The organism is Olsenella sp. AGMB03486 (assembly GCF_040884255.1).
Lineage (GTDB): Bacteria > Actinomycetota > Coriobacteriia > Coriobacteriales > Atopobiaceae > Olsenella_L > Olsenella_L kribbiana.
In genome coordinates this window covers 37259-63839 of sequence record NZ_JBEVTM010000010.1, presented here as the reverse complement: position 1 = coordinate 63839, position 26581 = coordinate 37259, and the positions used below count along the sequence as shown (strand labels likewise).

Genomic DNA, 26581 nt, shown 5'->3' with positions numbered 1-26581 from the left:
GCATATTGCAGCAGCATCGGGCAGGAACTTACACATGTCGGAACGCCGTGAATGCATGCGCTGCAGCCACAGAGGGCATGACTGCCGGAAGCGGAAGCTCGAGGCCCTCCGCAAGCGTCTCGAGCGCCGTGCTCGCGAGCAGGAGCCCCTGGGCGCCCTCTTCCCTGCCCTTCGAGACGATCTCCAGAAGATGCTCCTGCATCTCCTCTCTTTCGCCAGTTCCGCCCTGCACAGCATCCACAGCATGCTGGAGCCACAGCTTCTCTTCCTCGTTCGGTGTGATCACGATCGTGTGCGAGAGGATGAGCGGACGCTTCAGGAAGCCATCCTTCATGGTCCGGTAGCTTCCAAGAAGAAATACGCTTCTCCAGCCCTGGGCGAGGACATCCTGCCTGAGCGCCTCGGCGAGGCCCAGTAGTGGAAGCGTGCCTGCATCTGCCAGAGCCTTCTGCACGCAGTGCGCGCTCACCGATGCCAGAAGCGCACAATCTGCTCCAGCTTGCGCCAGATCTTCGAGCGGTGAGGCAAGCTCGCGCACGAGCTCCTCGTCCCTGCCTTCGAAGGCAAGCTGGTGCATAGGCACGCCTGCCTCGGCAGCAGCGATATCTGCCACATCCTCTCCCAGGAGCTGCTCCAGCCGCTCCACGAATGCATCTTTTGGACCTCCGGAAGAGATGATGCCTAGACGTGCCATATGCCCTCTTTTCTGCCAGACCGTATCCAGCAGAGCCTACCAGACCCGGGCAAATGCTGCAGCTGTGACAGCACGGGCGCCGCGCCGCAGGAGCGCCTCTGCTGAGGCCTCGATCGAGGCTCCTGTCGTCACGACGTCGTCCACAAGCAGAAGATGCATGTCCGAGACATCTTCGATCGCCTCGACGGTGCCTTCGAGGTTTTCCCTTCTCGCTTCACGCCCGAGGTCTCTCTGGTCCTTCACGGAATCCTTCACCAAGACATCTGCGAGGGGAAGCCCGAGCTCGTAGGTCAGATGCTTCGCAACAAGCTCCATATGGTCGAAGCCACGCGTGCGGAGCGCATCGGGTGTTGCCGGCACGAAGCAGATCGCATCGATATCATCCGGATCGAAGCGCGGCTCGCCGTCTGGCAGGACGCAGCCTTCCGCCTCGTCGAGCGCTGTCGCTATCGCTGCTGCCATGATGCGGGCAAGCCTCGTCTCATGCTGATCCTTGTAGATCCTGACGAGCCGTGCTGCCGTGCCTTCGAAGCTCATGGCACAGATGGTCGTGCGCACGCACCAGTCGCCCTTGCATTCCGTGCAGAGTGTCGCTCCATAGGGTGCCCCGCAGACCGGGCAGGCATCTCTCTGTGATATCCAGGGAAGCGAGAGCCGGCACTCGTCGCAGAGCAGGGTCTCGGGCCTGCCGCAGCCGACGCAGCGGGTCGGCCAGAGCGTCTCTTCTGCCGCATCCCGCATGAAGCGGAGAGCCGAAGCAGCCTTCGCCTTCCAGCCCTCTGCCTCGATGTGCCCTGCCTCCATTGCGCTCTCCAAGCCACGCTGCATCATCCGACATATCCAAGCGTAGCATCAAGGCCAATCTGATAGCTACCGATAGAAGAGCCGGGAACCGTTCTCCCAGAGTGCCTGATAGGTCTCTTCTTTGGTCTTCGCCAGGCCCGCAGCAAAGCGAAGGTCGGCAAGCGCTGCTGCCGTAAATCCTACCAGGGCAGGCTCGCCTTCCCGTCCCCTCATCGGCACCGGCGCCATGTACGGGCAGTCGGTCTCGGAGAGGAGACGCTCTCTGGGGGCGCTCAGTGCGGCATCGCGGATATCGTCAGACTTCCTGAATGTGAGAGCGCCGCCGAAGGCGACAGAGCAGCCAAGCGCCAGATAGGGCGCGAGGATTTCCCTGTCTCCCGTATAGCAGTGAAGGTCTGCCCCCGCTTCGGGCACGCCTGCCTCTTCGAGCACCTGAAGCGCATCGCGGTGCGCCTCTGCGCACCCATCGCCCTTTGCATCGCGGATATGGAGCTCCACCGGAAGGCCGAGCTCGCCTGCAAGCACGAGCTGCTGGCGGAATGCCTCCTTCTGCTGCCCATGGTCCACATCGCAGGTATAGTCGAGGCCGATCTCGCCGATACCGACACAGCGGGGGCTCCTGAGCAGGACCCCGAGCGCCGCCTTCACAGACGGGTCTTCGAGGTAATCGGCGGCCCCATAAGGATGTGCGCCTGCGACGATCCTGGTCTCGGCGGGAAGCGTGGCGGCAGAGATGCCCGGCTCCTCGAACGCAGGAATCTGCCACCTGCTGCCAAGCTCGCCGATCAGGCTCTCCGCTTCAGCGAGCCAGCCTTCAAGCGAGGCAAGCGTCGGCTCTGCGTCATGTGCATCGTCTGCAGGGTCGAGCGGCACGACAAGGCGGCAGACGCCTGCAAACGCCGCGCGAGCGACGGCGTGCGCCGGCTGAGCCTCCCAGAAGGCCGTGAGATGGCCATGCGTATCCATCAGAGGATAGGGAGGGCGCGGATAATCCTTCGGCCTCCCCTTCTTGTCGTGGAAGAGGACGCCGTCTTCGAGCGTCAGCGTCCACTGGTCTTCCTCAGCGCGCTCCATGGGGCTCCTCGCTGAAGGCACCGGCTGCCTCGAGCGCCTCTTCGAGCGCACAGAAGCGCTCGACAGAAAGTGTCTCTGCCCGGGCGGCAGGGTCTATGCCGGAAGCTTCGAAGGCGCTTGCGAGCGTCTCCTTCGCAAATCCGCTCTTCCCCATCGCATTCCTGAGCGTCTTTCTGCGCTGCGAGAATGCTGCATCGATCACAGACTCGAGGCGAGAGATCTTCTCCGGCATGCAGGGAGCGCCTGTCATGGGATCGACAAGGGGGCTCCGGTCGATGCGCACGACCGCCGAATCCACGTGCGGAGGCGGCATGAAGTTGCCAGGGCCAACCTCGAAGCGGCCTGTAACACGGCCAAAGATCTGGAGCTTTGCCGTGTAGGCGCCATATTCCTTCGAGCCGGGAGCGGCAGAGATGCGGTCTGCCACTTCCTTCTGGACCATTACGACAAGACGCGTGATTGACGGCATCGTCTCGAGCGTCCGCAGGATGATCGTCGCCGCCACCTGGTAGGGCAGGTTCGAGACGAGCTTGGTCGGCTCTGACGGGACACCTTCGCGCCCGAGAGCGGCAATGGCCTCAGAGATCTCGGCAGGAGAGATCTTGAGCGCATCGCCTTCGATGAGGGCAAAGCGCTCGGACCAGTCTCCGCAGGTCTCGGCCAGGACCTTGGGCAGGCTCCGGTCTGCCTCGAGCGCACAGACCGCTCCTGCGAGCGGCAACATCGCGACCGTCAGCGTGCCGATGCCCGGCCCCACCTCGAGGGCCGCATCATGCCCATCGAGCTCGGCGAGGTCCAGGATGTGGCCGATAACATCGTCGTTCACAAGGAAGTTCTGCCCCAGGCGATGCTTCGTCTGGAGGCCGAAGCAGGCAAGCACGTCCTTGGTGGCCGAGGGCTTTGCGAGATAGGAATGCATGGGCCTACTTGTGCTGGAGACGCGGGAAGAGCGCCTCGCCCTTCGTCACCGGCACATCGCTTGCGAGGCGTCCCCACTGGCAGGCTTCCTCGAGCTCGACATCTGCCTCGTCCTCCATGGAAAGACGGCGCAGGACCTCGCGCGACGTCTCGGGCATGAACGGCTCGAAGAGGTGCGCCGCGATGCGGATGGACTCGAGGAGGCTGACGATAATGCCCGTGAGCTCGCCGGCACGGGCAGGATCCTTTGCGACAGCCCAGGGGGCGGAATCCTCGATGTAGTGGTTTGCCGCATGCACGAGCTCCATCACGACATCCTTTGCGCCCACATAGTCGAAGCGCTCCATTGCCTCGGAGTAGCGCCCGCAGATGCCCTCGGCGATTGCCTTGAGCGGATTGTCCTTCTTCTCCCAGCCATCTGCGAGGACCGGGGTCTTGCCGTCGAAGTACTTCGCGCTCATGTTGAGGGAGCGTGACACGAGGTTGCCCCAGCTGTTCGCGAGATCTGCATTGTAGACCTGCTCCATGCGCTCGAACGAGATGGCAGAGTCTTCGCCGTGAATCACGTCGGTCATGAAGTAATAGCGGTAGCCTTCGACTCCTAGAAGGTCCACGACATCCTGCGGGGCGATAGCATTGCCACGGCTCTTGGACATCTTCTCGGCCTTGCCGGTCTCGGCATTCCTGACCGTCAGGAATCCATGGGCAAAGACATGCTCAGGCAGAGGCTCGCCCAGCGCCATGAGCATGGCAGGCCAGATCACGCAGTGGAAGCGGATGATGTCCTTGCCGACGACGTGGTACTGTGCCGGCCAGCGGTAGGCAAGCTCGGCCTTGGCTTCAGGGGTGTCGACGCCGTAGCCCACAGCCGTCATATAGTTCAGGAGGGCATCGAACCAGACATAGGTGACATGCTTGTCATCGAACGGTACCGGGATGCCCCAGTCGAAGCTCGTACGGCTGACAGAGAGGTCTTGGAGGCCTCCTGCAACGAACGAGCGCACCTCGTTCATGCGGAAGGACGGCTGCACGAAGTCAGGATGCTCGTCGTAGAGCTTCAAGAGACGATCCTGGAAGGCGGAAAGCTTGAAGAAGTAGGACTCCTCCTGGACACGCTCGAGGGGACGGCCACAGTCAGGGCAGAGGTGCTGTCCCTCGGTGTGGTTCTCCTCGTCGGCCTTCCTGACCTGGTTTTCGGTGAAGTAGGTCTCCTCCGGCACGCAGTACCAGCCGTCATAGGAGCCCTTGTAGAGATAGCCGGACTCCTTCATGCGGTTCCAGAGGTACTGCACGGCATGGTACTGGCGCTCCTCCGTCGTGCGGATGAAGTCGTCGTTCGAAATCTCGAGCTCGCGCCAGAGGTCCTTGAAGAGCGGCGCCTGGGAATCGCACCACTCCTGCGGCGTCATCCCGTGCTTGGCTGCTGCCTCGGCCACCTTCTCGCCGTGCTCGTCCATGCCCGTCAGGAACTTCACGTTGTAGCCGGCAGCCCTGCGGAAGCGTGCCTGCACATCGCAGAGCATCGTGCAGTAGGCAGTTCCCAGATGCGGAGCGGCGTTCACATAGTAGATGGGCGTGGTGATGAAGAATGAAGGCTTCTGTGCCATGGATCTCTCCTCATGACGGAAGGCAAAGGCCTGATGTGCCGGCAGAACCAAGCCATTATACTGCCACCTCTTGCCATCCATCCAAAGTCCCGATGCATTGCTCAGGACAGGGCGAGATCAGGTCTGCTCAGAAGACCCTTCACCGCTCTCGTCCTTCCAATCGGCACCGAATATCTCATCAATGATGGACTGGTCGACGCCATGTGCGGCGAGCCCTTTGGCAATGCGCTCACTCTCTCTGCGCATCTCCTCTGCATGCCGCTCCTCTGCTTCGGCATATCGCTCTTCTGCCCTGGCACAGCGCTCTTCGGCCTCGCGCATCTCCTCGGCATGCCGCTCTGCCGCTTCTGCATACCGTTCGTCCGCAAACTTCAGGATCTTTCCGCCCATGGCTTCCCTCACCTCTCCCTGCAGGGGCACATAGTCCCGGAGCAGATGGTCTGATACCTCGATTATAAGCTCGGTCATGCGCTTCCAGAATATGGAGCCGCCCTCTGCAGCGCCCGCAGAACGCTTCCTGACCGGCACATTATCTGCCGCAGCTTCCGCCAGGCGTTCCTGGATATCTCGGCACTCGGCGAGCAGCTCCTCCTCGAGTGCGCTGTCCCGCGCGATTGCTGCGAACCCTCCCTCATAGCGCATGAGCCAGAATGGCAGAAGGATCAGGAGATGCTTTGCGAACATCTCGTCTGCCGATAGCTGCTTTGTCCATATGGCACGAGACCTATGCTCGAATATCGTCCCATCGAATTCCATGGCCTCAACCGAGATGAAGTCCGGCGTGCTCCTTGCATCTCTCAGGAAGACGACACAAGAGGCCGGAAGCACGAGCAGCCGGTCTTCGCCTCTGGCTTCTGCCTCCTCATGTGCAATCTCGTGGTCGTACTCATCCATTCTCATGGCCATATGCGGGTCCCACGAGCTCTGGCACTCGATGTGGAAGGTCCTGCCCTCTATGCGAAAGGCCGCATCGACAATCCTCTTCCGCTTTCCGGCATGTTCCTCCCCCAGCCGCGTCACGGGAGCATCTTCCGGATACGCAGTCCCGAAAGCCTCGTTCACGAGCGGCACAAGAAGCTCTGACATTTTCTCTGCCATGGTCTTGAAGACGGAATCATAGATGGGGCTCCTGTCCATCCTTCCTCCTTCTGGATGGCGCCTGCAATGCTGGGAGGAGGATAGCAGGAAACAGGAACATATGTTCCTACAGCATTCTGGCACAGACCTCACAGGACCGCATCGATATACAGCTCAGGCGTCTGGCAGCGGGAGAGCACAAGAAAATCGCCGCTCGCAGACGGCAGGAAACTGTCTGCGGGCGGCTCTGCATTCTCTGAACCTGAAAGAATCGGTGCGGCAGTGAGCCCCTCAGCCTGCATCCTCCTGTGCAGCAGCAAGAATCTGTGCATAGATGTCCTGCCGGGAGGCCTCGTATTCCTTTGCGAGGCGCTTCGCAAGAGCGCTCTTCGGCTCCCCCTCGGCAAGTCCCGCGGCAATCGCCTTGTCGAGCGGCAGCCGCGTGCCTTCTGCCTCACGCCGCGCCGTGAGCTCTTCTTGTGTCGGAGCCTCGACCACAAAGACGCATTCGCCCTTGATCTCCGGACGTGCCGCAAGCTTCTCCGCTAGCTCGGGCGCCTGCCCGCGCACGCATTCTTCGTGGATCTTCGTGAGCTCGCGCACAAGGGCACACCTGCGCTCAGGGAACGCCTCGGCGAGCGCTTCTGCTGTCTGGAGCGCGCGCCTGGGAGATTCGTAGATGACAAGAGAGCCAGGAATCTGTGCAAGCTCCGCGAGGCGCCTTTTCTGGTCGCCGGCCTTCCTGGGCAGGAATCCTTCGAAGAAGAAGTGGTCAGACGAGAGCCCCGATGCCACGAGTGCACAGATGACCGCTGATGGCCCCGGTATCACTTCGACGGGCAGCGCCGCATCGAGTGCCGCATCGACGAGACGCTGGCCAGGATCGGAGATGCCCGGCATGCCGGCATCCGAGACGAAGGCGATGCGCTCGCCGCTCTCCAGCCGCTCGAGCGTCGGAGCGATCTTCTGGGCGATGATGTTCTCGTCTGCGCGCTCGAGCCGCACATGGATGCCGAGCACAGCGAGGAGCTTCCCTGTGACGCGCGTATCCTCGCAGAAGATGGCATCAGCGCCCTCAAGGGTCTCCCGGACACGCGCCGAGACGTCCTGGAGGTTGCCGATGGGCGTCCCCACCATGGAGAGCATGCCTGCCATCAATCGAGGAGCCTCCTCTCGAAGCTCGAAAGCGCAATCCGTGCATCCCAGTTCGGGAGCCTGCCCGATGTCTTCCAGGTCTGGAAGAACCAGGCCGGACAGTCCTTGTAGGCAGCAAGCTGCTCCGAAACATAGACACGCTCGAGGGCGATGCGCCCTTCGGGTGTCGTGACAGAATCGGAATACGGCAGCGCTGCCGACCACTTGCCGACCATGACAGGAAGCTTCGAGCGGCGTTCGCGCGCCAGAGTCTTCGCCGAGCGCTTCGCGAGCGCCCGCACATCGACAGCCGTCGATGCTCTGCTGAGATCGTCGAGATACTGGTAGAGGTGGCAGTCGAGCCACACGTTCCCGTCATGGCTGCGGGCAAGGAAGAAGTCCCACGACGCCGGCATGCCGGCGTCGGGCAGCACGATCACAGGGGCATCCCCTGCCTCGTTCCGGATTGCCTCGTATGCCATGCGGTAGTAGTTCCTGAGCATATGGAGCGGCACGCCGTCCGACATCTGCCAGAGCCCCTGGCGCTTCTGCGGCACCGGATCGTCTGCAAGCTCGATGCCCAGAAACGAGTCCTCCACGGCGTAGCGCCGGACCAGCTCGACCAGAAGATCGATGACCTCGCTCCTGCGGTCCTGCGACATGGCAGCCGCAGAGATCGGGTCGTCACGGAACTCTGAAGCTCCCGGAGATATGGCCAGGGACAGCAGCACCTTGAGGCCGCACCTGTTTCCCCAGCCTATCGCATCGTCGACCTGGGAAAGGCAGCCGATATAGGGACCAGCGGCAGGACCATCCGCTCCGAGGACATACCAGGGCACCGGCAGACGCACGGCATTGTAGCCGCGGTCGGCGATGTTCCTGAAGTCGTCTTCCGTGATGAAGGAGCGTCTGTGTGCGCCAATCAGGTCCTTGTAGTGGACAGGTCCCAGCACCCGTGCCAGATCTCTCTCGGTGAGCGTTCCGGAATCGGCGAACAGCTCGGGCGTCACCCATGACTCGAGCGTGAGCCACCCGGTCAGATTCACCCCGTGGTACCTGGTCTCCTCTGTCATGCCTGCCACCTCATCTCCGGTTGCGCTTTCCTGAAATTATACCCTCAAGCTGGAGAGCTGCCCCTTATGAACAGCTGCATCGTCCGAACGGAACGCAGCCTTCAGCCCTCAGGGAAGTAGCTTGCGCAGTTGAGCGGCGTCTCATACACGTCGACCTCATATATGGGAAGCCCCTCGGCCTGGAGCAGGTCTGCGAAGTGGTGCGCAAGGTTCTCGGCGGTCGTGCGGAACGGCAGCATCTTGAGGACGAAGCCTTCGCCTTCGAGCGCCTCGATCGTGGCAGGAGCAAGCGAGCCCTCCTCGACGAGGAACATGTGGTCGAAGCTGTTCACGACGTCGCGCACCTTCTTCTTGAAGACGCCGAAGTCCACGACCATATCCTTCATGGTGCCCTCTTTCCCAAGCTCCTCCTGCCTGATATAGACGACGACACGCCAGCGGTGTCCATGGAGGTTCTCGCATTTCCCGTTATAGTCGGTCAGGAAATGGGCACCGTCGAAGCTTGCTTCGGTCTTGAGCTGATACATGGCATTGCCTTTCCCGGGCAGCATCTGCCCGCCAGAGTCATGGCAGAGGCACGACCTTTGCCTCCACGAACCAGCGCGGCCCCTCGAAGAAGAGGTAGGTCGGATGCCCTCCCACCTTTACGGTGTAGCGTACGCCGCACCCGCCGGTCTTGAGCGAGCAGGCCTGCCGCACGTCGAGCACACGGTCGACATCGTAGCGCACTCCGTCCTCCCACACGACGGTGAGTGGCGTCACCCTGCCATCCTCATCGGTCTTCGATATGACTGTGACATAGCGCTTCTGGCGCTCTACCACGCCCCTCATGGAGTGCTGCCTCCCTTACGCGAAATACGATACCGGATGAACGGTGTTGTCCTTCTCGGGATCGAGAGCGGAAAGCCTCGAATCGGCGAGCTCCGAGAGCCTGCGCACGGCGTGGTTGCCGAAGCGCGACCTGAGCCCGTCGATTGCGTCGTCGAGCGCCTTGAGGCGTATCCTCGAGAGCTCCGTGCCGGCAAGATCAAGCTGGATTGGCCCCTCTGCCGGCACAAGGCCGATCGCGCGCACCCCGATGCCGCGTGCTGGACGGCTCTCGACATCCCAGCTCGCACAGAAGAGATCGGCTGCCGTGCTGCAGAGCTCCTGCGTAAGGCAGGAAGGACGGGTCAGGCGGACCTGCCGTGTCTCCTGCATGAGCGTGCTCGCGTCCCTCATGGAGACGGCAACGCCTTGCGCTGCGAACCCGAGCGCGCGGAGCCGCTGTGCGACCGACTCGCCCATGAGCCAGACGATCTGGCGGGCGCATCTCTCGTCTGCAACATCGAACGGTGCCGTTATGCCATTCCCTACGCTCTTGATCTCGCGTGCGATATCGGAGGCGGTCGGCACGAACGGCCGCACCGGATCCCTGTCGCGTCCCTGGGCAAACGAGCGCACGACAAGGCCCATCCGGCCGAGCGTGCGGCGTATGAGCTCCTCATCCGATGCCGCAAGCTCGCCTATCGTGCGGATGCCGAGACAGGAGAGCTTGCGCGCTGTCGCAGGCCCGACATAGAGGAGGTCTTCCACCGGATAGGGCCAGACGAGACGCCCGGCATTCTCCGGCCTGATCTCCATGAACCCATTCGGCTTGTCGTGGTCCGAGCCGAACTTCGCGAATATCTTGTTCCAGGAAAGGCCGACCGAGACCGTGAGCCCGAGCTCGGAGAGGATGCGCTCCGAGATCTCCTGGGCGATGAGGGTCGCATCGCCTCCTGCAAGATGGGCCGACTCCGTGATATCGAGCCAGGCCTCATCCGGTCCGAACGGCTCCACGAGGTCGGTGTAGTCGTAGTAGATCTTGCGGGCCAGCTGCGAATAGCGCTGATAGAGCCTGTAGTGTGGCGGCACGACGATCGCTTCGGGACAGGCCCTGCGCGCCTCCCAGAGCGCCATGGCTGTCTTCACGCCTCGCCTTTTCGCCTCGTAGCTTGCCGTGAGGACGATGCCGTGGCGGGCTTCTTCGTCGCCGCCGACGATGACAGGAAGGCCTCTCAGCTCGGGGTGCTCTGCCTGCTCGACGCTTGCGTAGAAGGCATTCATGTCGCTGTGGATGATGACACGGCTCGCATCGATCGCACCGCCGAAGGCGATGTGCGCCGCGCGGGCGCATGCATGCTTTTCTTCCATCGCTCCTCCTCGCATCCAGTATGGAACATCTGTTCGTAGTATGCCAGAGGGGAACGACAGAAATTCGGCCTCTCCATCATAGCGGAAAGGCCGAACACAAGTTCTTTATATTACGTTCGAATCCGGGAATCACTCGGCGGAAGGAGCGCCAGAGGACGGCTCGGCGCCACCCTGCCCCTTGCCGCCGGAACGATGGCGACGGCGGGGACGCTCGCCGCCCTTCTGCCCTTCAGGACGCAGATGCTTCGGACGGGAGGCTCCATCCTTGCCGGAGCCCTTCTGGGAAGATGCCTCCTGGCGGGAGCCTCTGCCCTTCTGCGCATCCTGCGCCTGGCCTCCCCTGTCGCCGGGACGGCGGCGGGTACGGCGAGGGCCATTGCCAGCAGCTGCACCCTCTCCCTGCTCCGGTGCGGCATGGCGGCGACGCTGGGGATGCGGCTGCTCTGTCTTCTGTTTCGGCTGCTTCTGCTGCTCCTGGGAAGCCTCAGGAGCGCCTTCGACGTGATGATGGCGGCGACGGGTACGGGAAGGTGCCTCTCCCGCAGACGTACGCTCCTGGGATGCGGCTTCTGATGCCTGCTGCGGCGCGTCCATGCGGACCTTGCGGCGGCGGCGCGGCTTCGGCGTGGCGGGAGCCGGGCTTCCATCCGGAATCTCGACCTTCACCATATGTGCGCTGTCCTGGCCCTGCGTCTTGCTCTCGGCGCGGCGACGTCTCCTCTTCGTCTCGGGCAGGATGTCTGCCTCGGGAAGCGTCGGCTCAGGCGGCAGCACGCCGTGCTCGCGGTCGAGCTCTGCCAGCGCCATCTGGATATCGGGAGAATCGAGCTTGTCGAGGACGGCGCGCGTCACCGTATCGGGACGGCAGGCACATCCGAGCTCTTCGGACTTCTTGCAGGCAGCCTCGCTTGCCGTCATGTCCTTCAGGGGCACGCGGAACGACTTGCCGTTCTCGACACGGAGCAGCAGCTCTTCCTTCGGCGTATCGTACTCGACGATCTTTGCCTTGCCGAGCGGCGTGTCAATCACGGCATTCCTCTTCGGCGCCCTGCTCTTGAAGTCGCGGTAGGCCTCGAACTCATAGCGCAGGCAGCACATGAGGCGCCCGCAGGCGCCGGAGATCTTCGAGGAGTTGAGCGGCAGGTCCTGCTCCTTTGCCATCCTTATCGATACCGGCTGGAACTCATGGCCGAAGCGGCGGCAGCACAGCTCCTGGCCGCAGTGGCCATAGCCGCCGACAATGGCAGCCTCCTCGCGGACGCCGATCTGGCGCATATCGATGCGGGCATGCAGCTCATGGGAGAGCTCGCGGACGAGCTGGCGGAAATCGACGCGGTCCTCTGCCGCGAAGTAGCAGACGACCTTCTCGCCGCCGAAGAGATACTCGACGCCGACCGGCTTCATATCGAGACCGGACTCATGGACATGCTTGCGGAAGATCGGCATGGCCTTCTCGCCGAGCTCGGCAAGATGCTCTGCGTGGGCAAGATCGGCCTCTGTCGCGATGCGGAGCACATTCTGGAGAGGCGCCGTGCCGATCGTGGCTTCGAGCGTCTCGTCGTCCACCTCGCACGGGTCGCCAACCGCAAGGCCGATCTCGGTGCCGCGCTCCGTCGTGACAATCACATGGTCGGCTTCGCGGGCACCCGTCTCCTTCGGATCGAACCAGAGCTCGCGCAGCGAGTACTTGAACTTGACAGGGATGATGGTGGTCACGTAAGTGCCTCCTTGATGGCACACAGCATGACCTCCAGGGTCAGCTGGGATGAGACATTATGGGCAAGGCTCTGGCGTGCCTCGCCGACTGCGGCAAATCCTGCCATGATGGCAGGGGTGCCGGCATCGGCAATGCGCTCCTGAAGCCCGGGAATATCGGCATTCACGGCATCTTCCGCGCACCCATCCGCAATGAGCAGGGCATCGCGGAGCACGGATTCCGTGACTGCGAACACCTCCATCATACCCGAACGCTCACGGGCGGAAAGCTCGCGCTTCTGTGCGTCCTCGAGCGAGTGGATGGCAGAGGCGGAAAGGTAGTCGGAAACCCGGTCGCGCTCCTTCTTCTGGTCCTTCTTCACGTCCTTCAGAGGCTCGCGCACAAGCTCCGAGAGTCCCCGCGCTGCCACGAGCACGTCCCACATGTCATCCTCGGCAAGGCCGTCCAGGCACTGGATCGTGCGGGCACGGAGCTCCCGCTTCGAGGGCTCGCCGAGATAGGCAGAGGCTGCATCGGGCGTCCCTGCAACAGAGAGCGCGATCCTTGCATCCTGGGCAGAGACGCCGGTCTTCTGGACAACGCGGGCGACGGCCGCCTTCTCGGGGATGGCACGGAACGGCACGATCTGGCACCTCGACACGATGGTCGAAAGCACCGCCTCCGAAGAGCGTGCAAGCAGGATGAAGACCGTATGCTCGGGCGGCTCCTCGAGCGTCTTCAGAAGGGCATTGGCAGCGGCACCCTTGAGGAGCGCCGCGCTCTCGAGGATATAGAGCTTCGTCTTTGCACGCACCGGTGCAAGCTGCACATCTGCGATAAGATCACGGATCTCCGAGACGAGGTATCCCTGGGAAGAGCCGGGATGCAGCCAGTGGACATCGGGATGCGTGCGGTGGCGTACCCTGATGCACTCATCGCAGGCACCGTCTCCTCCGTTCGGGCAGACAAGGCACTCGGCAAGCGCCGTGGCTGCCTCCTCCATGCCGCAGCCCGGGGCTCCGCAGAAGAGGTAGGCATGCGTGATATGGCCCTCTGTGACGGAGCGTGCAAGGAAGTCCCTGACCGCATCCTGCATCTCGAGCGCAGCAAGCGCTGCAGGCGTGCTCAGCTTCTCAGACATGGAGGCCACGTCTTCCAAGCTCGGGGAAGGCGTGCAGAAGCACTGCCCGGCATCTCTCTGCGCAGGCATCCTCTGTCCCTTCAGCATCCACCCACCGGATGCGCTCCGGCTCCTCCTTCGCCAGGGCCAGATAGCCCTCGCGGACCTTCTGCTGGAATGCGATGCCTTCAGCCTCAAGGCGGTCGGCACCGCCCTTCGTGGCGCGGGCAAGCGCATGCACCGGGTCCATATCGAGCAGGATCGTGAGGTCGGGCTGAAGCCCGAGCGTGCCGAGCTCATTGGCACGCTTCACAGTCTCGGGAGCGATCTTCCTGCCGGCTGACTGGTAGGCAAAGGTCGAGTCCGCATAGCGGTCGCAGATGACCCAGGCACCGCGTGCAAGGGCAGGACGGAGGCACTCGGACACGAGCTGCGCCCTCGATGCCTCGTAGAGCATGAGCTCGCAGCCATCTGCCATCTCGCCGTTCTCCGGATCGAGGAGGATCTGGCGGATCTTCTCGGAAATCTTCGTTCCGCCCGGCTCGCGCGTGAGCACGACCTCGAAGCCTGCTGCCTCGAGCGTATGTGCGAGAATCTGCGCCTGCGTCGACTTGCCGCAGCCGTCGATGCCTTCGAAGCTGATGAATGCGCCCATGCTACTCTGCCGCCTTCTTGCGGGTGGCCTTCTTGGCAGCCGTCTTTCTGGCCGGCGCCTTCTTGGCAGAGGACTTCGAGGCAGTGCTTCTCGCAGAGGCGCTCCTTGTCCTGCTGCCGCCCCTTCCAGCCGTTCTCGCCGCTGCCTTCTTCTCGTTTTCCGGGCAGGCAGGATTCGGGCAGAGCTTCCAGGGACCACGGGCAGTATGCACGACGACAAGCGGCGCTCCGCAGGCAAGGCAGGTCTCGCCTGTCGCCTCGAGCTTGCCACGGGCAGGGAGCGGATAGCTCGTCCCGCACTCGTCGTAGTTCTCGCAGCGGATGAAGCGCTTGCCGGTCTTCTCCGACTTGTGTGCGATGAGCTTGGCATCCTTGCCTGCTGCCTTGCAGGCCGGACACTCGCCGACGACGACATCCGGCTCGAAGTTCGTCGGGCACTTCGGGTTCACGCACATCTCGTAGGCACGACTCCTGAATGGATGCACCTTGATGCGGGGAGCGCCGCACTCAGGGCACACGCCTGCCTCGCCCTCGATCGGCTCGATCCTTCCCTTCGGCAGAGGGTAGGTGACATCGCAGTCCGGCCAGTTCGTGCAGCCGACGAAGCTCGAACGCGTCTTGGCAGACGTCTTCACGACGAGGTCGTGTCCGCACTTCGGGCAGACGCCGATCTTCGCATCGGCTGTGACCGCATCGGCGATTGCATTGCCGAGGTCTTCCGTATGATCGATCAGGGCATCGAGCATGCCCGAGAGCAGGGCACGGGAATGGTCCACAACCTCGCGCTGGGTCTCGCGGCCCTCGGCAACCTCGTTCATGTCCTGCTCGAGCTCGCTTGTCATCTCCGGCGTCGTGATGTGCGGCGCATAGGTGTGCAGGGCCTCGATGACGGCCATGCCGAGCTGGGAGGGCTCGATCGGGTTGTTCTTGAGATACTTGACCTCGAAGAGGCGGTCGATGATGGAGGCACGTGTCGACTTCGTGCCGAGACCTGCCTTCTCCATCTCCTGGATGAGCTTGCCCTGGCTGTAGCGGGCAGGCGGCTCCGTCTGCTTTGCGTCCATAGAGAGCGACTCGACGTCGCAGACATCGCCTTCTTGAAGCTGCGGGAGCTGCTCGTCCTTCTTCATGCCGTAAGGATAGATGGCACGGAAGCCCGGCTTCACGAGCACGTCTCCCGTTGCCTGGAACGGCTCTCCCTCGATCGAGAACACAAGCTTCGTGCCTTCGATCGTGGCCGGCTGCATGAGGGTGGCGAGGAAGCGGCGTGCAATCAGGTTGTAGAGCTTCCAGTCGGCAGGCTGGAGGTCTCCTGGGTCTGCAGCGGCTGTCGGATAGATGGGCGGGTGGTCCGTTGTCTCCTGCTTGCCGCGGGTCGCGACGAGCTTCGGCTGTGCGAGGAGCCTGTCGCAGACCGGTGCATACTGCGGCACAGCCTTCAAGGTCCTCACGCATTCCTTGAGATCGAGCGACTTCGGATAGACCGTATTATCGACACGCGGATACGAGATGAGGCCCTTCATGTAGAGCGACTCGGCAATCCTCATCGCACGTCCGGGCGCTATGCCCTCTGCGGCAGCAGCCGCCTGCATGGAGGTGGTATTGAAGGGGGCCGGCGCATGCACGGTGCGCGACTTCTTCTCGATGCTCGTGACCGTTGCGTGCTTGGCATCCTTCACGGCGGCAAAGGCAGCATCGGCCTTGTCCTTGTCCCAGAAGCGCGACGTCGTATGCACGACCTTGAAGGAATCCTTGTCCTTCGACAGCTCGCCCGAGATGACCCAGTAGTCCTTCGGCACGAAGGCCTGGCGCTCCCGTTCGCGCTCGACGACGAGCGCCAAGGTCGGCGTCTGGACACGTCCGGCCGAGCGGGTGTTGCCGAGGCCGCCGAAGCGTGCGACCGTGAGGTAGCGCGTGAGAGCTGCGCCCCAGATGAGGTCGATATACTGGCGGCTCTCGCCGGCGTCGGCCAGATCCTGGTCAAGCTCGACGAGATGCGTGAAGGCATGGTCGATCTCTGCCTTCGTGAAGGCAGAATAGCGGGCGCGAAGCGCCGGCGTATCAGGGGCGACCTGGCGCACCTGGCGCAGGGCATCGGAGCCGATGAGCTCGCCCTCGCGGTCGAAGTCCGTGGCGATCACGATGGAGTCGGCCTTCTTCGCGAGGTTCTTGAGCGAGCGGATGATCTCCTTCTCTGCCGGCTTCTTCTCGATCGGCGACCAGACAAGATATGGCAGGGCCGGAATCTTCCAGCCCTTCACGTCCACGCCGTCCTCCAAAAACGGCTTCTTCTTCTTGAAAGGCGGCTTGGCAAGCGTATCAGGCAGATGGGCCGGCAGGTGCTCGCCGTCTTCGGTGAGACCGTACCAGCCCTCCTTCTTGCTGTATTTGAGCTCAGGCGGGAAGTCGGGAGCCATGATGTGGCCACGCAGGCCTATGGTCACCCACTCCTCCCCGTCATGCTGGAAGCGATAGATAGGCGTCGAATACACCTTGTCTGCCTTGGGCTTGCCAGATTCGGAAAGCAGCCGCGCAATCTGCGTGGCTGCATCATTCTTCTCGGTGATAACGAGTTTCAAGCTCTTCACCTATTCCTTGTCGAACTCGTGCTCCTCATAGTCCTCGCGTGTCCACTTGAGGGCTTCCTTGCCATCGCGTGCAGTGATGACCTGGCGGGCGATGGCCAGAGCGATCTCGTAGAGGCCGATGAGCGCTGCGAACATGAGCAGCATCGTGACCGGGCTTGCATCCGGCGTGACGATGCCGGAGAGCGTCATGAGGCCGACGTAGATGTAGCGCCACTGGGCGCGGAACGTCGCGTACGGCACGATGTGCAGGATGGACAGATAGAAGATCACCAGTGGAATCTCGAAGGCGATGCCGAAGCCGATCTCGAGCTTCATGAAGATGTCGAGATAGTCCTCTGCGTTGTAGATAGCCGAGGCGAAGTCATTGGTCTGCTGGATGAGCCAGCCGAAGGCCGCCTTCTCGATCACGAAGTAGCAGAAGATCATGCCGAGGAAGAAGAGGATCACAAGTGCTGCGACGGTCGGGATGACCCACTTGCGCTCCTTCTCCTTCAGTGCCGGGAGGAAGAATGCCATGAGCTCCCAGATGATGATCGGCGTGCAGATGATCGTGCCGAAGAAGAACGCGACCTTGAAGCGGATCGTGAAGCCGCCGAGGACCGTGAGGACCTGGAGCTTCGCGTCGTCGCCGAGGATGTCGCGCAGAGGATCGAGCATGAACTCAATCAAGGTCGGCGTCGCGAAATAGATGATGACGGCCGTGGCAAGCACGGATACGACGATGATGGTGAGACGGCGGCGAAGCTCTCCGAGATGGTCGAAGAGCGGCATGCGCGCTGGTCCGATAGGCATCCCTACTCCTCCTTTCCAGAATCGGCGGCAGATGCAGCAGGCGCTGCCTCTGCAGTTGCGGAAGCAGGAGCCTCATCGGCCTTGGCAGGCTCGGAAGGCGTCTCGGCCTTCTCTGCCTTATGGTCTTTGGGCGTCATGGCATAGAGCGCAGCGAGATCGGGCTCCTTCGGAGCCTCATCCTCGCCTTCAGGCAGATCCTCGTCGGAATCGGCGCCAGCAAAGGACTCGCCGACCTCGTCCTTCTCGTTCTCGTCGAAGGCAGCCTGCTTCTTCTCGTCGGCAGCAGCAGACTCCTTGGCCTTGCGCTCTGCCTCGAGACGAGCCTTGCGCTCGGCAAAGGTCTCGGGCTTCTTTGCAGAAGCAACGGCTTCTGCACCCTCGGCACCTTCGATATCTGCATCCTCGGCCTGGGCAGCCTTTGCCTGCTCGGCACGCTTCTTCGCGGCCGGCTCGTTCATGCCCGAGTTGATCGGGTCGACGATCTCGGACTGCACGACCTTCGTCACGCTGTCCTGAGCATCGCGGAACTGGCGGATCGCACGGCCGACCGTGCGTCCCATGCCCGGCAGCTTGTCAGGCCCGAAGATGAGGAATGCGAAGATCAAGATCAGCGCAAGCTCGGTTTCACTTATGCCAAACACGCGTCATACCTCCATAAACGCCGGATCGAACAAGAGAACAGACCTACTCCGTGACATTGAGCTCGCCGTTCACGCCGAGAAGCGCAAGCACGCGCGAGACATTGCGCTGCGGGCGGACGATCGTGAAGCGCACGTCTGCATCCTTTGCAGCGTGTGCCGCTCCCACAAGCACGCCGATGCCGGTGGAGTCGATATAGGGGACGTTCTCCATTGCGACAGCGACCTCTTTGGCGCCGGAAGCAAGGGCGGCCTCGAGGGCCTGCCTGAGCTCAGGTGCATTCGAGACGTCGACTTCGCCCGTCACGCTGACCTTGGCCACGCCTTCCTGCGTGGATGTTTCTATAGAGAGTGCCATGAGAGATTTCCTTTCTCCTGGATGAATTCCTTAGAGGCCGGTGCCCGACTCGTTCGAGAGCGTGTTCGAGAGGCCCGTCGACGTCGACGAAGACGAAGATGTGGAGCTCGAGCTCGAAGACGACGAGGATTCGGAGGCGGCGATGGACGAGAGCTGCTGCTGCGCGAACGACTTCGAGCCGTACTCGTCATTCGGCTCGACGGCAATCGCCTTGTTGTAGGCGTTCTTCGCGGAGTCCGTGCTGCCTTTCACCTGATAGAGCATGCCGAGATTCGCCCAGGCGGGACCATAGTTCGGATCTTCCTGCGTGAGTGCCTCGAGCGAGGAGATCGCATCGTCCGTGTCGCCTGCATAGTACTGGCAGAGCGCCCGGTCGACCTTCACGGCAGAGGAGTCGTTGAGTGCCAGATACTTGTCATAGGTGGCGACAGCATTGTCGAGCACGTCGTAGGCATGGCTCGTGTCGGCATCTGCCGAGCTCGCCTGCAGGAGCGCGACACCCCACTTCATATAGTCATTGCCCATGTTGAGAAGAGCAGCAAGATTATTGGGGTCGGAATCGAGCTTCTTCTGCTGCGCGTCGACAAGCGCCTGGTAGCGTGAATCGATTGCGTCGGCGGAGCTGTCGTCAGACGAGGAGTCCGAGCTGTCGGAAGATGTATCGGACGTCTGGGAGCTGTCCTGGGAGTCTGCGCTCGAATTTCCCGCTGCCAGATAGGTGAGCGACGGCAGCATCATGGAGAGCGCCATGAGGACGATGAAGACGATGAGGACAATGCGGACCGGCAGGCTCACAGGCTCTCCGGGCTTCCAGTGCGCGCCCTTCGACTTCTTCGCGCTCTTTGCGGCCGGAGCGCTCTTCTGCGACGTCTTCTGCGTGGCAGACGTAGCAGCACCCTTGGCCTTGCGTGCGCTTCCCTGTGTCTTCTTCGGCATTGCGACGAGCTCCTTCTTCATTGCATGGCTCCCAAGCATCATACGACGCTGTCCAAGACAGCCATCATACGTCCGCCATACATACTATGTTTGCTGCCATCCAGCAATTGTTGATGGAACACCCATATTAAAGTAACACCTCCCGCAGGTTGTGCGGGAGGTGCCAAAGAGTGTGAAGATTCTCCGGAGAGCTATGCGCGCGCTTCGCGGGCAAGGCGTGCCGAGACGAGCTTCACGGCAACGACAAAGACATCGAGCGCACGGCCGAGGTCCTCGATCTTCGGGAACGTCGGGGCGATGCGGATGTTCGTGTCATAGGGGTCGTGTCCATACGGCCAGGTGGCACCAGCTGCCGTGAGCTTCACGCCGATCTCTGCGCAGAGCGACACGATCCTTGTGGCCGAGCCCTTGGGGCCATCGAAGGAGACGAAGTAGCCGCCACGCGGATGGGTCCATGTCGCGACGCCGAGGTCGGAGAGGCCCTCCGTGAGCTTCGACTCGACGAGCTCGAAGCGCGGACGGACGATGGCAGCATGCTTCATCATGTGCTCGTGGATGGTCTTCATGTCCTTCAGGAACAGCACGTGGGCATACTGGGAGATCTTCTCCGGCGAGACGCGCATGACGGAGAAGGCCTCGCGGATCTCTGCCATGTCGGCAGGAGATGCTGTCATGAAGGCGATGCCATTCGACGGGAACGTGATCTTGGCCGTGGAGCCGAACTCGTAGACGAGGTCGGTCGTGCCTGCCTCTGCCATGGCCTCGAAGATGTTGAGGAGATGGTCCCCCTCCTCGTAGAAGTCGTGCACGGCATAGGCATTGTCCCAGAAGATGCGGAAGTCGGGTGCCGCCGGATGGAGGTTCGCGAAGGCACGGACAACCTCGTCCGAGTACGTGATGCCGGTCGGGTTCTCGTACTTCGGCACGCACCAGATGCCCTTGACCGTCGGGTCGCCCTCGACGAGGCGGCGCACCATGTCCATGTCGGGGCCGTCTTCCTTCAGGGGAACCGGCACGTTCTCGATTCCGTAGTAAGCCGTGACCTTGAAGTGGCGGTCATATCCCGGAGACGGGCAGAGGAACTTGACCTTGCCCTGCTCGCACCAAGGCTTGTTCCCTGCGATGCCGTGCGTATAGGCGTGGCAGACAACGTCGTGCATGAGGTTCAGGCTCGAAGAGCCGATAACGACGACATTGGCAGGATCGACGCCAAGGTAGTCGGCCGCAAGGCGACGTGCCGACGGCAGGCCATCCGGACCTCCGTAGTTGTTCACCTGGAGCGTGCCATCCATCAGATCGGAATGGGAATTCACGAGGTCGAGCATCGGACGGGAGAGGTCAGTCTGCTCGGGCGACGGCTTGCCACGCGTCATATCGAGCGCAAGCCCCTGCGCCTTGAGATCTTCAACCTCCTGCTCGAGCTCCGCGATGGTGCGGTCGAGCTCTTCGGTCTCCATGCTTTCATATACGTTGCCCATGAGGCCTCCCTCATCGTTGCTGCACAGGGAGTCCTGCACCTCCCTGCACGTGATGCATGCTTTTCAAGTATAGGTGCATTCTGGATGACAGATGCATCCTCCTTGCTATCATGTCACATATGAGAAACCATGCATCTGCCCCGCACAGGGGCCACAGCACACACAAGACGCTCCGCACGAACGAGCGCTCGGATGAATACGGCGAGCTGCAGCACCTGGTAGACGAGCTCTACCAGGGCAACATGAGCGGCTCCGTCTCGAGCATCGATGTGATCACGCGAGGCGAGGTGGACGACCTTGGCCCCGACCTCATGGAGGTCTTGGAGCTCCTGCCTTCGGGCTCCTACAAGCGGGCACGCCTCTGCGACCAGCTGAACTCCATCATCACGGCACATGGCTGGGGCTACACGTACGGCACCGTGGAGTAGGCCTGCATATATATCTCTTGCCATCAGAAGAGAAAGCGAAGGGCGCATCCGGCTGTACCGGTGCGCCCCTTCTGCATGAGCATCTCTATCTATGAGGCTCTCTCGGAGGCCTTGTCGGGCTCCTTCTTCCTTCCCTTCGTGACCGCATCGGCGATGTGGATGAAGGCAAGACCCAGAAGCGCCGATGTCACGGAAGCGGCAAGGATGGCGCACTTGGCCTCGAGCTGCTCCTGTGCATCTGCGAAGGCAAGGCCGGAGATCAGAATCGACATCGTGAAGCCGACGCCGCCCATAAGTCCCATCGTGATGGCCTGCTTCACATCCATGCCGCGGGGAAGCTTCGCGAAGCCGAGCTTCACGAGCACGAGCGTCACGAGGATGATGCCCAAGGGCTTCCCGAGGACCGCACCGAAGTAGGCGCCGCGCGTGACCGAGCCTGCAAGCACGGCTGCCATATCGACACCGACAAGACGCACCTGGGCATTCACGAACGCGAAGACCGGCAGGATGAAGAAGTTCGTGAAGACGGAGAAGTAGCGCTCGACACGGCGCAGGGGCGGCGTCGCATGATGGAGGACGCGCTCTGCGATGTAGGCATGCTCCGTGAAGTCATGCTGGCCAAGGATGTGGGACTCATCGTCGTATACATCATCAAGCGCTGCCGACTCCTGCGAGAGCCAGTCTCCCAGACTCGAGAGGCGGATGTCACTCTTGCCGGGAAGCGTGAAGGCAAGGATGACGCCAGCAAGGGTGGCATGGATGCCGGAGTTGTACATGCAAAACCACAGCACGAGGCCGACAATCAGGTAGGGCTTCACCGAGTAGACCTTTGCATGGTTGAGTGCCATGAGGACCAGCACGACGATAGCGGAAGCTGCGCACCAGGCAATATCGGGCGACTGCCCATAGAAGAGGGCAATCACGACGATTGCGAGGATATCGTCTGCAATAGCAAGCGTCTGGAAGAAGACCTTCGTCGAGACAGCGATGCGATCTCCTGCAAGAGACATGACGCCGAGCGCGAAGGCAATGTCGGTTGCGATCGGCACAGCCCAGCCATGGGGAGCGCCGCCCTGCGCATTGAAGGCAAGATAGATGAGCGCAGGGCAGGCGACGCCGCCAACCGCTGCAAGCATCGGCACGGCAGCCTGACGGGGATTTGCAAGCTCCCCTACCGTCATCTCGTATTTGAGCTCGATGCCGACCTCGAGGAAGAATATTGCCATCAGAAAGTCGTTCACGAAGCCTTCGAGCGAGAGCTCGCCCACGAAGCTGCCGAGACGTATCTCGACCGGCCACCTGAGCGCCGACTCCACCACCTCGTAGGCAGGCGTATTCGCAACGAGCACGGCCAGAAGGGCACAGATGACCATGGCGCCAGCGGCAATCGTGCTGTTCGACGTGATCTCCCGGAATGCGCTCCTGACGCCGAGGCGGCGCAGGACCTGCTCTTCCTCTATGACAGGAGACAGCGCCTCGGGCAGGGACCCATCCTGGGAAAAAGCAGTTGATTCGTTCTGCCGTGTCTGATCCAGCTTCTCTTCGGCCATGTTCGCCTCCATATGCGGTATCCGATACTGATTGTCATATACACATATATACCTTACCGGAACCGCTTGAAGAAAGGGACAGGTGTCGGTGCAGGCTAGCCTGTCCATAAGGTGTACATTTCATAGCAGCTCCATGCGATGCAGCTGCCAGGCAAGCGCGTCCCAGGAACGGGTAGGAACCAAGCAATAACCTGCAATCATCGGAGGCATCCGTGAACGACCAGCGTATTGCGGTCCTGTGCGACAGTGGAACCGATACTCCCGAAGCATTCGTGCATGCACACGACGTGAGGGTCGTGCCGCTGCGCATCAACTATTCCGATGGCACAAGCTACCAGAGCGGTGTCGATATCACGGCGGACGAGGTGATCGAGCGCTTCAAAGACGAGATACCGACGACGTCGCTTCCGACACCCGAGGCAATACGCCAGGCGCTCGAGCAGGCGAAGGCGGACGGCTACGAGAAGGCTGTGATCGTGACGATCTCCTCGGGCCTTTCTGCAACCTTCCAGACGGCCGAGCTCGTAGCCCATATGATGGACGATTTCCCGATCGTCTGCATCGACACGAAGAACATCGGCCTTGCTGCCGGCATGGTCGTGCAGCGTGCGGTCGAGCTCATCGAGTCAGGCGTGCCCTTCGAAGAGCTCGAAGCGCGCCTCACGAAAGCCGCCGAGAACACCCGTGTCTTCTTCAGCTGCAAGACGCTCGAGTATCTGCGCAAGGGCGGCCGCATCAACGAGGCGACCTACCGTCTTGGCTCGATGCTCAACATCAAGCCTGTCATCAGCTGCGACAAGCAGGGCTACTACTTCGCGGTCAAGAAGGCCCGCGGCTGGGAGAAGGCTCTTGCGACAGAGGTGAAGCTTGCCCGCGAATGGTCCGTCTTCTTCGAGAAGGTCCGTCTCGGCATCTGCTGCACGAATGCCCTCGATGTCTTCGACGAAATGGAGGAGAAGCTCAGAGCAGCTGTCCCCAACGCGCTTCCTGACATCCAGCGCACGCTCATCTCCCCCGACCTTCTGATCCACACCGGACCTGAGCTTGTCGGCGTCTCCGTGATACCGGCAACGGAGGAGGACCCTGCCCGGTAGCACAGGATGCACAGAGCTCCATATGTGAGACAATGGACAGGACATGGCAGGAAGTGCAAGCGAGGAAGGCATTCATGGAAGACTATCAGCGCGAATTCATCGACTTTATGGTAGACAGCCACGTGCTCAAGTTCGGCAGCTTCACCCTGAAGAGCGGGCGCCAATCCCCCTTCTTCATGAATGCCGGTGCCTATGTGACAGGCGCCCAGCTCCATGAGCTGGGACGCTTCTATGCGAAGGCCATCCACGACAACTTCGGCCTCGACTTCGATGTCGTGTTCGGTCCCGCCTACAAGGGCATTCCTCTGGCCGTCGTCACCGCCATCGCCTTGGACGAGCTGTATGGCAAGGAGGTCGCCTACTGCGCTGACCGCAAGGAGGCCAAGGACCATGGTGCCGACAAGGGCAACTTCCTCGGAGCATCCCTGAAGGACGGCGACCGTGTCGTGATCGTCGAGGATGTCACGACCTCCGGCAAGTCCATCGACGAGACCTACCCGAAGCTCAAGGCTGCTGCCGATGTGGATGTGAAGGGCCTCATCGTCTCCCTGAACCGCATGGAGGTCGGCAAGGGCGGCGTCAAGAGCGCCCAGGACGAGATCCAGGAACGCTATGGCTTCCCTGTCGCCAGCATCGTGAGCATGAAAGATGTCCGCGAGGCGCTGACCGGCACCCTCATCACGCCCGAGCTCGACAAGGCGCTCGATGCCTACTATGCACAGTACGGCGCCAAGGAATAGCAGAAGAGCTTCCCTTCTCCTTGCGCCCACAGCGAAGGCGCCCCAGGAACGCATCTCCTGGGGCGCCTCCTCATATGTATCTCCAGTGCGGCACGGGCACTGCCTAGCAGCCGCAGCCTTCCGACTCCGTGAGCTCTGAGCGCACGACGGATCGCAGATGCTCCTCCGCTTCGCGCATGGCCTGCTCATCGCCTGACTTCCTCGCTGCGCGGTAGGCATTCATCGCACAGAAGAAATCCGTCTGGGTCGGGTCTTCGTCTGCGTCCTTCTTCCCTTCGGGCTCCTTCATGCTCCCAAAGGTGTGGACAGACGATTCAGACGCTTCGTCCTTCTGGCTGCTCCCAAGCGCCTCTTCGAGCGCCTCGGACATCTTGTAGCCCGACTTTGCCAGATCGTCTGCCAGGGTATGGCTCTCGTTTTCGCTCACGCAAGTCCCTCCAGCTTGTCTACCTCGTTCAGAAGCTGCGTACTCCTGTCATGGAACATGAGGCCGCGGCTGTGCTCCACGAACTTCTTCGAGCCGTGCTCCGCCACGAAGTGCATGAAGTCTGGATCCACCGCCAGGCGTGTCATGAATATCAGCATCTCCTGGGAGTCGCCGTAGGCATCGTTCACGAAGTCGATTGCACAGTCGATCTTCGAGACGAACTCCTTCGAGCCAGCGCCGAGGTCGCGCACCATCGCGTTGAAGCTCTCCTTGGCCGCATTGTAGGCATCCTCCTGGCTGAGAGAGCCTCCTGCCTGTGCGACGGCGCGGGCGACTGCCTTCCTGATGGCCTCGAGAATCTCCCCTTTCTTCGCCTCTGCCATCTGGCGGGCACCCGAGGCAAAGCCGGATGCGACAAGGCGCCTGAGCTCGAGCTGGCACTCGTTCTCCTGTGCTGTGAGCGATGCCAGGAGCGACACGCCGGAATCGGCCTCCTTGAGCTTTGCCAGAATCTGGCGCACCTCGAGGAGCGCCTTCTTCCTTGCAGCCAGGCGGTGCACATCGCCCAGGAGCACATCGAGCAGCAGGTTCACGAGGGCGACTCGCTCGTCGAACGGTGCCTCCTTTGCACGGTCTTTCAGCTCCTCGCCAGCAGCGCCCGAAAGGATCGCGGAGACCTGGTAATCGTCCTGGTACTTCTCGAAGAGCTCGAGATAGAGGCTGAAGTCCTCTGCGATCTCCTGGTCCTGGAGATACTGGGCAATCAGGTTGAGGTCGACAGAAAGTCCCTCATGCTCGTAGGCCAGGATCATGCGGGAGAGGTCTTCCCAGCCACGGGCCGTCACGATGCTTGTGCTCTCCACGCCCGCATGGACATGGTAGAAGTTCTGCGGCTTGTTTGTGAGGTACGTGAGGATGGCAGGATGCACGCCGTGCGTTGTCGCATAGTCCATCCAGACATCGAGGTCGGGCTCGATGTCGATCCTTTTCATGCGGTCGAGCATGGCGGCATCGAACTCGCGGGCGCTCCTGTTGTACTCAGGCGGATTGCCGGCCGTCACGATGACCCAGCCGACAGGCAGCTTGTGCTGGCCGAACGTCTTGTACTGCAGGAACTGGAGCATGGCGGGAGCGAGCGTCTCGCTCACGCAGTTGACCTCGTCGAGGAAGATGATGCCCTCAGGAATGCCTGTGCGCTCGATTGCGTCATAGGTGGCTGCAATGATCTCGGACATCGTGTAGCGCGAGACTTTGTACCCCTTCCCGCCATACGTCGCATCGGCGATATAGGGAAGTCCCAGTGCCGACTGCCTCGTGTGGTGCGTCATCGAGTACGAGACGAAGTTGACGCCGAGCTCCTCTGCGACCTCCGAGACGATAGCGGTCTTGCCGATGCCCGGAGGGCCCATCATGATGAGAGGGCGCTGCATCTGGGGCGGGATCAGATAGAGCCCGTTCTCGTCCTTTGCGAGATACGCACGCACGGCGCCCTTGATCTGCTCTGTCGCTGTCTTGATGTTCATGCT

General features: G+C 61.8%; 26 protein-coding genes. 3 read left to right on the top strand and 23 right to left on the bottom strand.

Translation table 11 applies throughout. The annotated features are described in order from the left end of the window. Positions 1–28 precede the first annotated feature (28 nt). From ABVS03_RS06610 to ABVS03_RS06515, 20 genes are all read right to left on the bottom strand, one after another. A complete protein-coding gene (locus ABVS03_RS06610) occupies positions 29–694 on the bottom strand; it encodes an aspartate/glutamate racemase family protein (RefSeq protein WP_330971648.1) in 666 nt (221 codons plus the stop codon). A gap of 36 nt (positions 695–730) precedes the next feature. Continuing rightward, entirely contained in the window at positions 731–1498 is a 768-nt protein-coding gene (locus ABVS03_RS06605; protein ID WP_368018499.1) for a ComF family protein, read from the bottom strand. 66 nt (positions 1499–1564) lie between these two features. Next, complete coding sequence (locus ABVS03_RS06600) at positions 1565–2572, bottom strand: TatD family hydrolase (protein ID WP_368018498.1); 1008 nt, start codon at positions 2570–2572, stop codon at positions 1565–1567. Then, positions 2559–3491, bottom strand: a complete 933-nt coding sequence (gene rsmA / locus ABVS03_RS06595) for a 16S rRNA (adenine(1518)-N(6)/adenine(1519)-N(6))-dimethyltransferase RsmA (protein WP_330971651.1) — start codon at positions 3489–3491, stop codon at positions 2559–2561. The genes ABVS03_RS06600 and rsmA overlap by 14 nt, the downstream gene beginning before the upstream one ends. Before the next feature lie 4 nt (positions 3492–3495). Further along, the gene (gene metG / locus ABVS03_RS06590) at positions 3496–5178 is read right to left on the bottom strand and encodes a methionine--tRNA ligase (RefSeq protein WP_368018497.1); all 1683 of its coding nucleotides are present in this window, start codon (positions 5176–5178) and stop codon (positions 3496–3498) included. A gap of 36 nt (positions 5179–5214) precedes the next feature. Beyond that, positions 5215–6234, bottom strand: a complete 1020-nt coding sequence (locus ABVS03_RS06585) for a hypothetical protein (protein WP_368018496.1) — start codon at positions 6232–6234, stop codon at positions 5215–5217. A gap of 231 nt (positions 6235–6465) precedes the next feature. Beyond that, positions 6466–7329, bottom strand: coding sequence for a 16S rRNA (cytidine(1402)-2'-O)-methyltransferase (gene rsmI, locus ABVS03_RS06580; protein WP_368018495.1), 864 nt, complete (start codon positions 7327–7329; stop codon positions 6466–6468). After that, positions 7329–8381 (bottom strand): glycoside hydrolase family 5 protein, encoded by a 1053-nt coding sequence (locus ABVS03_RS06575; RefSeq protein WP_368018494.1) that lies wholly within the window; start codon positions 8379–8381, stop codon positions 7329–7331. The genes rsmI and ABVS03_RS06575 overlap by 1 nt, the downstream gene beginning before the upstream one ends. Before the next feature lie 101 nt (positions 8382–8482). After that, entirely contained in the window at positions 8483–8908 is a 426-nt protein-coding gene (locus ABVS03_RS06570; protein WP_330971656.1) for a 6-carboxytetrahydropterin synthase, read from the bottom strand. A 37-nt stretch (positions 8909–8945) separates the two neighbouring features. Beyond that, on the bottom strand, positions 8946–9212 hold the full coding sequence (locus ABVS03_RS06565; RefSeq protein WP_330971657.1) for a hypothetical protein: 267 nt from the start codon (positions 9210–9212) through the stop codon (positions 8946–8948). A gap of 15 nt (positions 9213–9227) precedes the next feature. Beyond that, the gene (gene dinB, locus ABVS03_RS06560) at positions 9228–10556 is read right to left on the bottom strand and encodes a DNA polymerase IV (protein WP_368018493.1); all 1329 of its coding nucleotides are present in this window, start codon (positions 10554–10556) and stop codon (positions 9228–9230) included. A gap of 129 nt (positions 10557–10685) precedes the next feature. Continuing rightward, positions 10686–12272, bottom strand: a complete 1587-nt coding sequence (gene ricT / locus ABVS03_RS06555) for a regulatory iron-sulfur-containing complex subunit RicT (RefSeq protein WP_368018492.1) — start codon at positions 12270–12272, stop codon at positions 10686–10688. Then, entirely contained in the window at positions 12269–13393 is a 1125-nt protein-coding gene (locus ABVS03_RS06550) for an ATP-binding protein (protein ID WP_368018491.1), read from the bottom strand. The genes ricT and ABVS03_RS06550 overlap by 4 nt, the downstream gene beginning before the upstream one ends. Next, positions 13386–14027 carry a dTMP kinase gene (tmk, locus tag ABVS03_RS06545; RefSeq protein WP_330971661.1) on the bottom strand — a complete coding sequence of 214 codons (642 nt, stop codon included), beginning with the start codon at positions 14025–14027 and terminating at the stop codon, positions 13386–13388. Before tmk ends, ABVS03_RS06550 begins: the two co-directional genes overlap by 8 nt. Position 14028: 1 nt before the next feature. Beyond that, positions 14029–16605, bottom strand: a complete 2577-nt coding sequence (locus tag ABVS03_RS06540; RefSeq protein WP_368018517.1) for a DNA topoisomerase I — start codon at positions 16603–16605, stop codon at positions 14029–14031. Between the two features lie 9 nt (positions 16606–16614). After that, on the bottom strand, positions 16615–17406 hold the full coding sequence (tatC, locus tag ABVS03_RS06535; protein ID WP_330971662.1) for a twin-arginine translocase subunit TatC: 792 nt from the start codon (positions 17404–17406) through the stop codon (positions 16615–16617). Between the two features lie 2 nt (positions 17407–17408). After that, on the bottom strand, positions 17409–18047 hold the full coding sequence (locus ABVS03_RS06530) for a twin-arginine translocase TatA/TatE family subunit (RefSeq protein WP_368018490.1): 639 nt from the start codon (positions 18045–18047) through the stop codon (positions 17409–17411). Positions 18048–18090: 43 nt separating this feature from the next. Further along, positions 18091–18402 (bottom strand): STAS domain-containing protein, encoded by a 312-nt coding sequence (locus ABVS03_RS06525; protein ID WP_368018489.1) that lies wholly within the window; start codon positions 18400–18402, stop codon positions 18091–18093. A gap of 30 nt (positions 18403–18432) precedes the next feature. Continuing rightward, positions 18433–19359, bottom strand: a complete 927-nt coding sequence (locus ABVS03_RS06520; RefSeq protein WP_368018488.1) for a tetratricopeptide repeat protein — start codon at positions 19357–19359, stop codon at positions 18433–18435. A gap of 170 nt (positions 19360–19529) precedes the next feature. Continuing rightward, positions 19530–20816 carry an aminotransferase class I/II-fold pyridoxal phosphate-dependent enzyme gene (locus ABVS03_RS06515; protein WP_368018487.1) on the bottom strand — a complete coding sequence of 429 codons (1287 nt, stop codon included), beginning with the start codon at positions 20814–20816 and terminating at the stop codon, positions 19530–19532. Between the two features lie 119 nt (positions 20817–20935). Between ABVS03_RS06515 and ABVS03_RS06510 the strand changes: the two genes are divergently transcribed. Next, positions 20936–21244, top strand: coding sequence for a hypothetical protein (locus ABVS03_RS06510; RefSeq protein ID WP_330971667.1), 309 nt, complete (start codon positions 20936–20938; stop codon positions 21242–21244). Between the two features lie 89 nt (positions 21245–21333). Here ABVS03_RS06510 and nhaA read toward each other — a convergent pair whose 3' ends face one another. Continuing rightward, positions 21334–22794, bottom strand: coding sequence for a Na+/H+ antiporter NhaA (gene nhaA / locus ABVS03_RS06505; RefSeq protein WP_330971668.1), 1461 nt, complete (start codon positions 22792–22794; stop codon positions 21334–21336). Between the two features lie 212 nt (positions 22795–23006). Here nhaA and ABVS03_RS06500 point away from each other — a divergent pair, with 212 nt between their 5' ends. Continuing rightward, a complete protein-coding gene (locus tag ABVS03_RS06500; RefSeq protein ID WP_368018486.1) occupies positions 23007–23888 on the top strand; it encodes a DegV family protein in 882 nt (293 codons plus the stop codon). Between the two features lie 74 nt (positions 23889–23962). Continuing rightward, entirely contained in the window at positions 23963–24628 is a 666-nt protein-coding gene (gene pyrE / locus ABVS03_RS06495) for an orotate phosphoribosyltransferase (RefSeq protein WP_330971670.1), read from the top strand. A 103-nt stretch (positions 24629–24731) separates the two neighbouring features. Here pyrE and ABVS03_RS06490 read toward each other — a convergent pair whose 3' ends face one another. Beyond that, entirely contained in the window at positions 24732–25055 is a 324-nt protein-coding gene (locus ABVS03_RS06490) for a hypothetical protein (RefSeq protein WP_368018485.1), read from the bottom strand. After that, positions 25052–26578: an AAA family ATPase gene (locus ABVS03_RS06485; protein WP_368018484.1), complete on the bottom strand. Its 1527-nt coding sequence runs from the start codon at positions 26576–26578 to the stop codon at positions 25052–25054. Before ABVS03_RS06485 ends, ABVS03_RS06490 begins: the two co-directional genes overlap by 4 nt. Positions 26579–26581: the final 3 nt, after the last annotated feature.

Coding starts and splice junctions, on each gene's coding strand:
- metG (WP_368018497.1), bottom strand. CDS start 5,178: ATGGATGGCAAGAGGTGGCAGTATAATGGCTTGGTTCTGCCGGCACAT.
- nhaA (WP_330971668.1), bottom strand. CDS start 22,794: ATGGCCGAAGAGAAGCTGGATCAGACACGGCAGAACGAATCAACTGCT.
- ABVS03_RS06525 (WP_368018489.1), bottom strand. CDS start 18,402: ATGGCACTCTCTATAGAAACATCCACGCAGGAAGGCGTGGCCAAGGTC.
- ABVS03_RS06610 (WP_330971648.1), bottom strand. CDS start 694: ATGGCACGTCTAGGCATCATCTCTTCCGGAGGTCCAAAAGATGCATTC.
- ABVS03_RS06515 (WP_368018487.1), bottom strand. CDS start 20,816: ATGGGCAACGTATATGAAAGCATGGAGACCGAAGAGCTCGACCGCACC.
- ABVS03_RS06605 (WP_368018499.1), bottom strand. CDS start 1,498: ATGGAGGCAGGGCACATCGAGGCAGAGGGCTGGAAGGCGAAGGCTGCT.
- ABVS03_RS06520 (WP_368018488.1), bottom strand. CDS start 19,359: ATGAAGAAGGAGCTCGTCGCAATGCCGAAGAAGACACAGGGAAGCGCA.
- dinB (WP_368018493.1), bottom strand. CDS start 10,556: ATGGAAGAAAAGCATGCATGCGCCCGCGCGGCGCACATCGCCTTCGGC.
- ABVS03_RS06565 (WP_330971657.1), bottom strand. CDS start 9,212: ATGAGGGGCGTGGTAGAGCGCCAGAAGCGCTATGTCACAGTCATATCG.
- ABVS03_RS06585 (WP_368018496.1), bottom strand. CDS start 6,234: ATGGACAGGAGCCCCATCTATGATTCCGTCTTCAAGACCATGGCAGAG.
- ABVS03_RS06485 (WP_368018484.1), bottom strand. CDS start 26,578: ATGAACATCAAGACAGCGACAGAGCAGATCAAGGGCGCCGTGCGTGCG.
- ABVS03_RS06570 (WP_330971656.1), bottom strand. CDS start 8,908: ATGTATCAGCTCAAGACCGAAGCAAGCTTCGACGGTGCCCATTTCCTG.
- ABVS03_RS06600 (WP_368018498.1), bottom strand. CDS start 2,572: ATGGAGCGCGCTGAGGAAGACCAGTGGACGCTGACGCTCGAAGACGGC.
- rsmA (WP_330971651.1), bottom strand. CDS start 3,491: ATGCATTCCTATCTCGCAAAGCCCTCGGCCACCAAGGACGTGCTTGCC.
- pyrE (WP_330971670.1), top strand. CDS start 23,963: ATGGAAGACTATCAGCGCGAATTCATCGACTTTATGGTAGACAGCCAC.
- tmk (WP_330971661.1), bottom strand. CDS start 14,027: ATGGGCGCATTCATCAGCTTCGAAGGCATCGACGGCTGCGGCAAGTCG.
- ABVS03_RS06550 (WP_368018491.1), bottom strand. CDS start 13,393: ATGTCTGAGAAGCTGAGCACGCCTGCAGCGCTTGCTGCGCTCGAGATG.
- ABVS03_RS06575 (WP_368018494.1), bottom strand. CDS start 8,381: ATGACAGAGGAGACCAGGTACCACGGGGTGAATCTGACCGGGTGGCTC.
- tatC (WP_330971662.1), bottom strand. CDS start 17,406: ATGCCTATCGGACCAGCGCGCATGCCGCTCTTCGACCATCTCGGAGAG.
- ABVS03_RS06510 (WP_330971667.1), top strand. CDS start 20,936: ATGAGAAACCATGCATCTGCCCCGCACAGGGGCCACAGCACACACAAG.
- rsmI (WP_368018495.1), bottom strand. CDS start 7,329: ATGGCAGGCATGCTCTCCATGGTGGGGACGCCCATCGGCAACCTCCAG.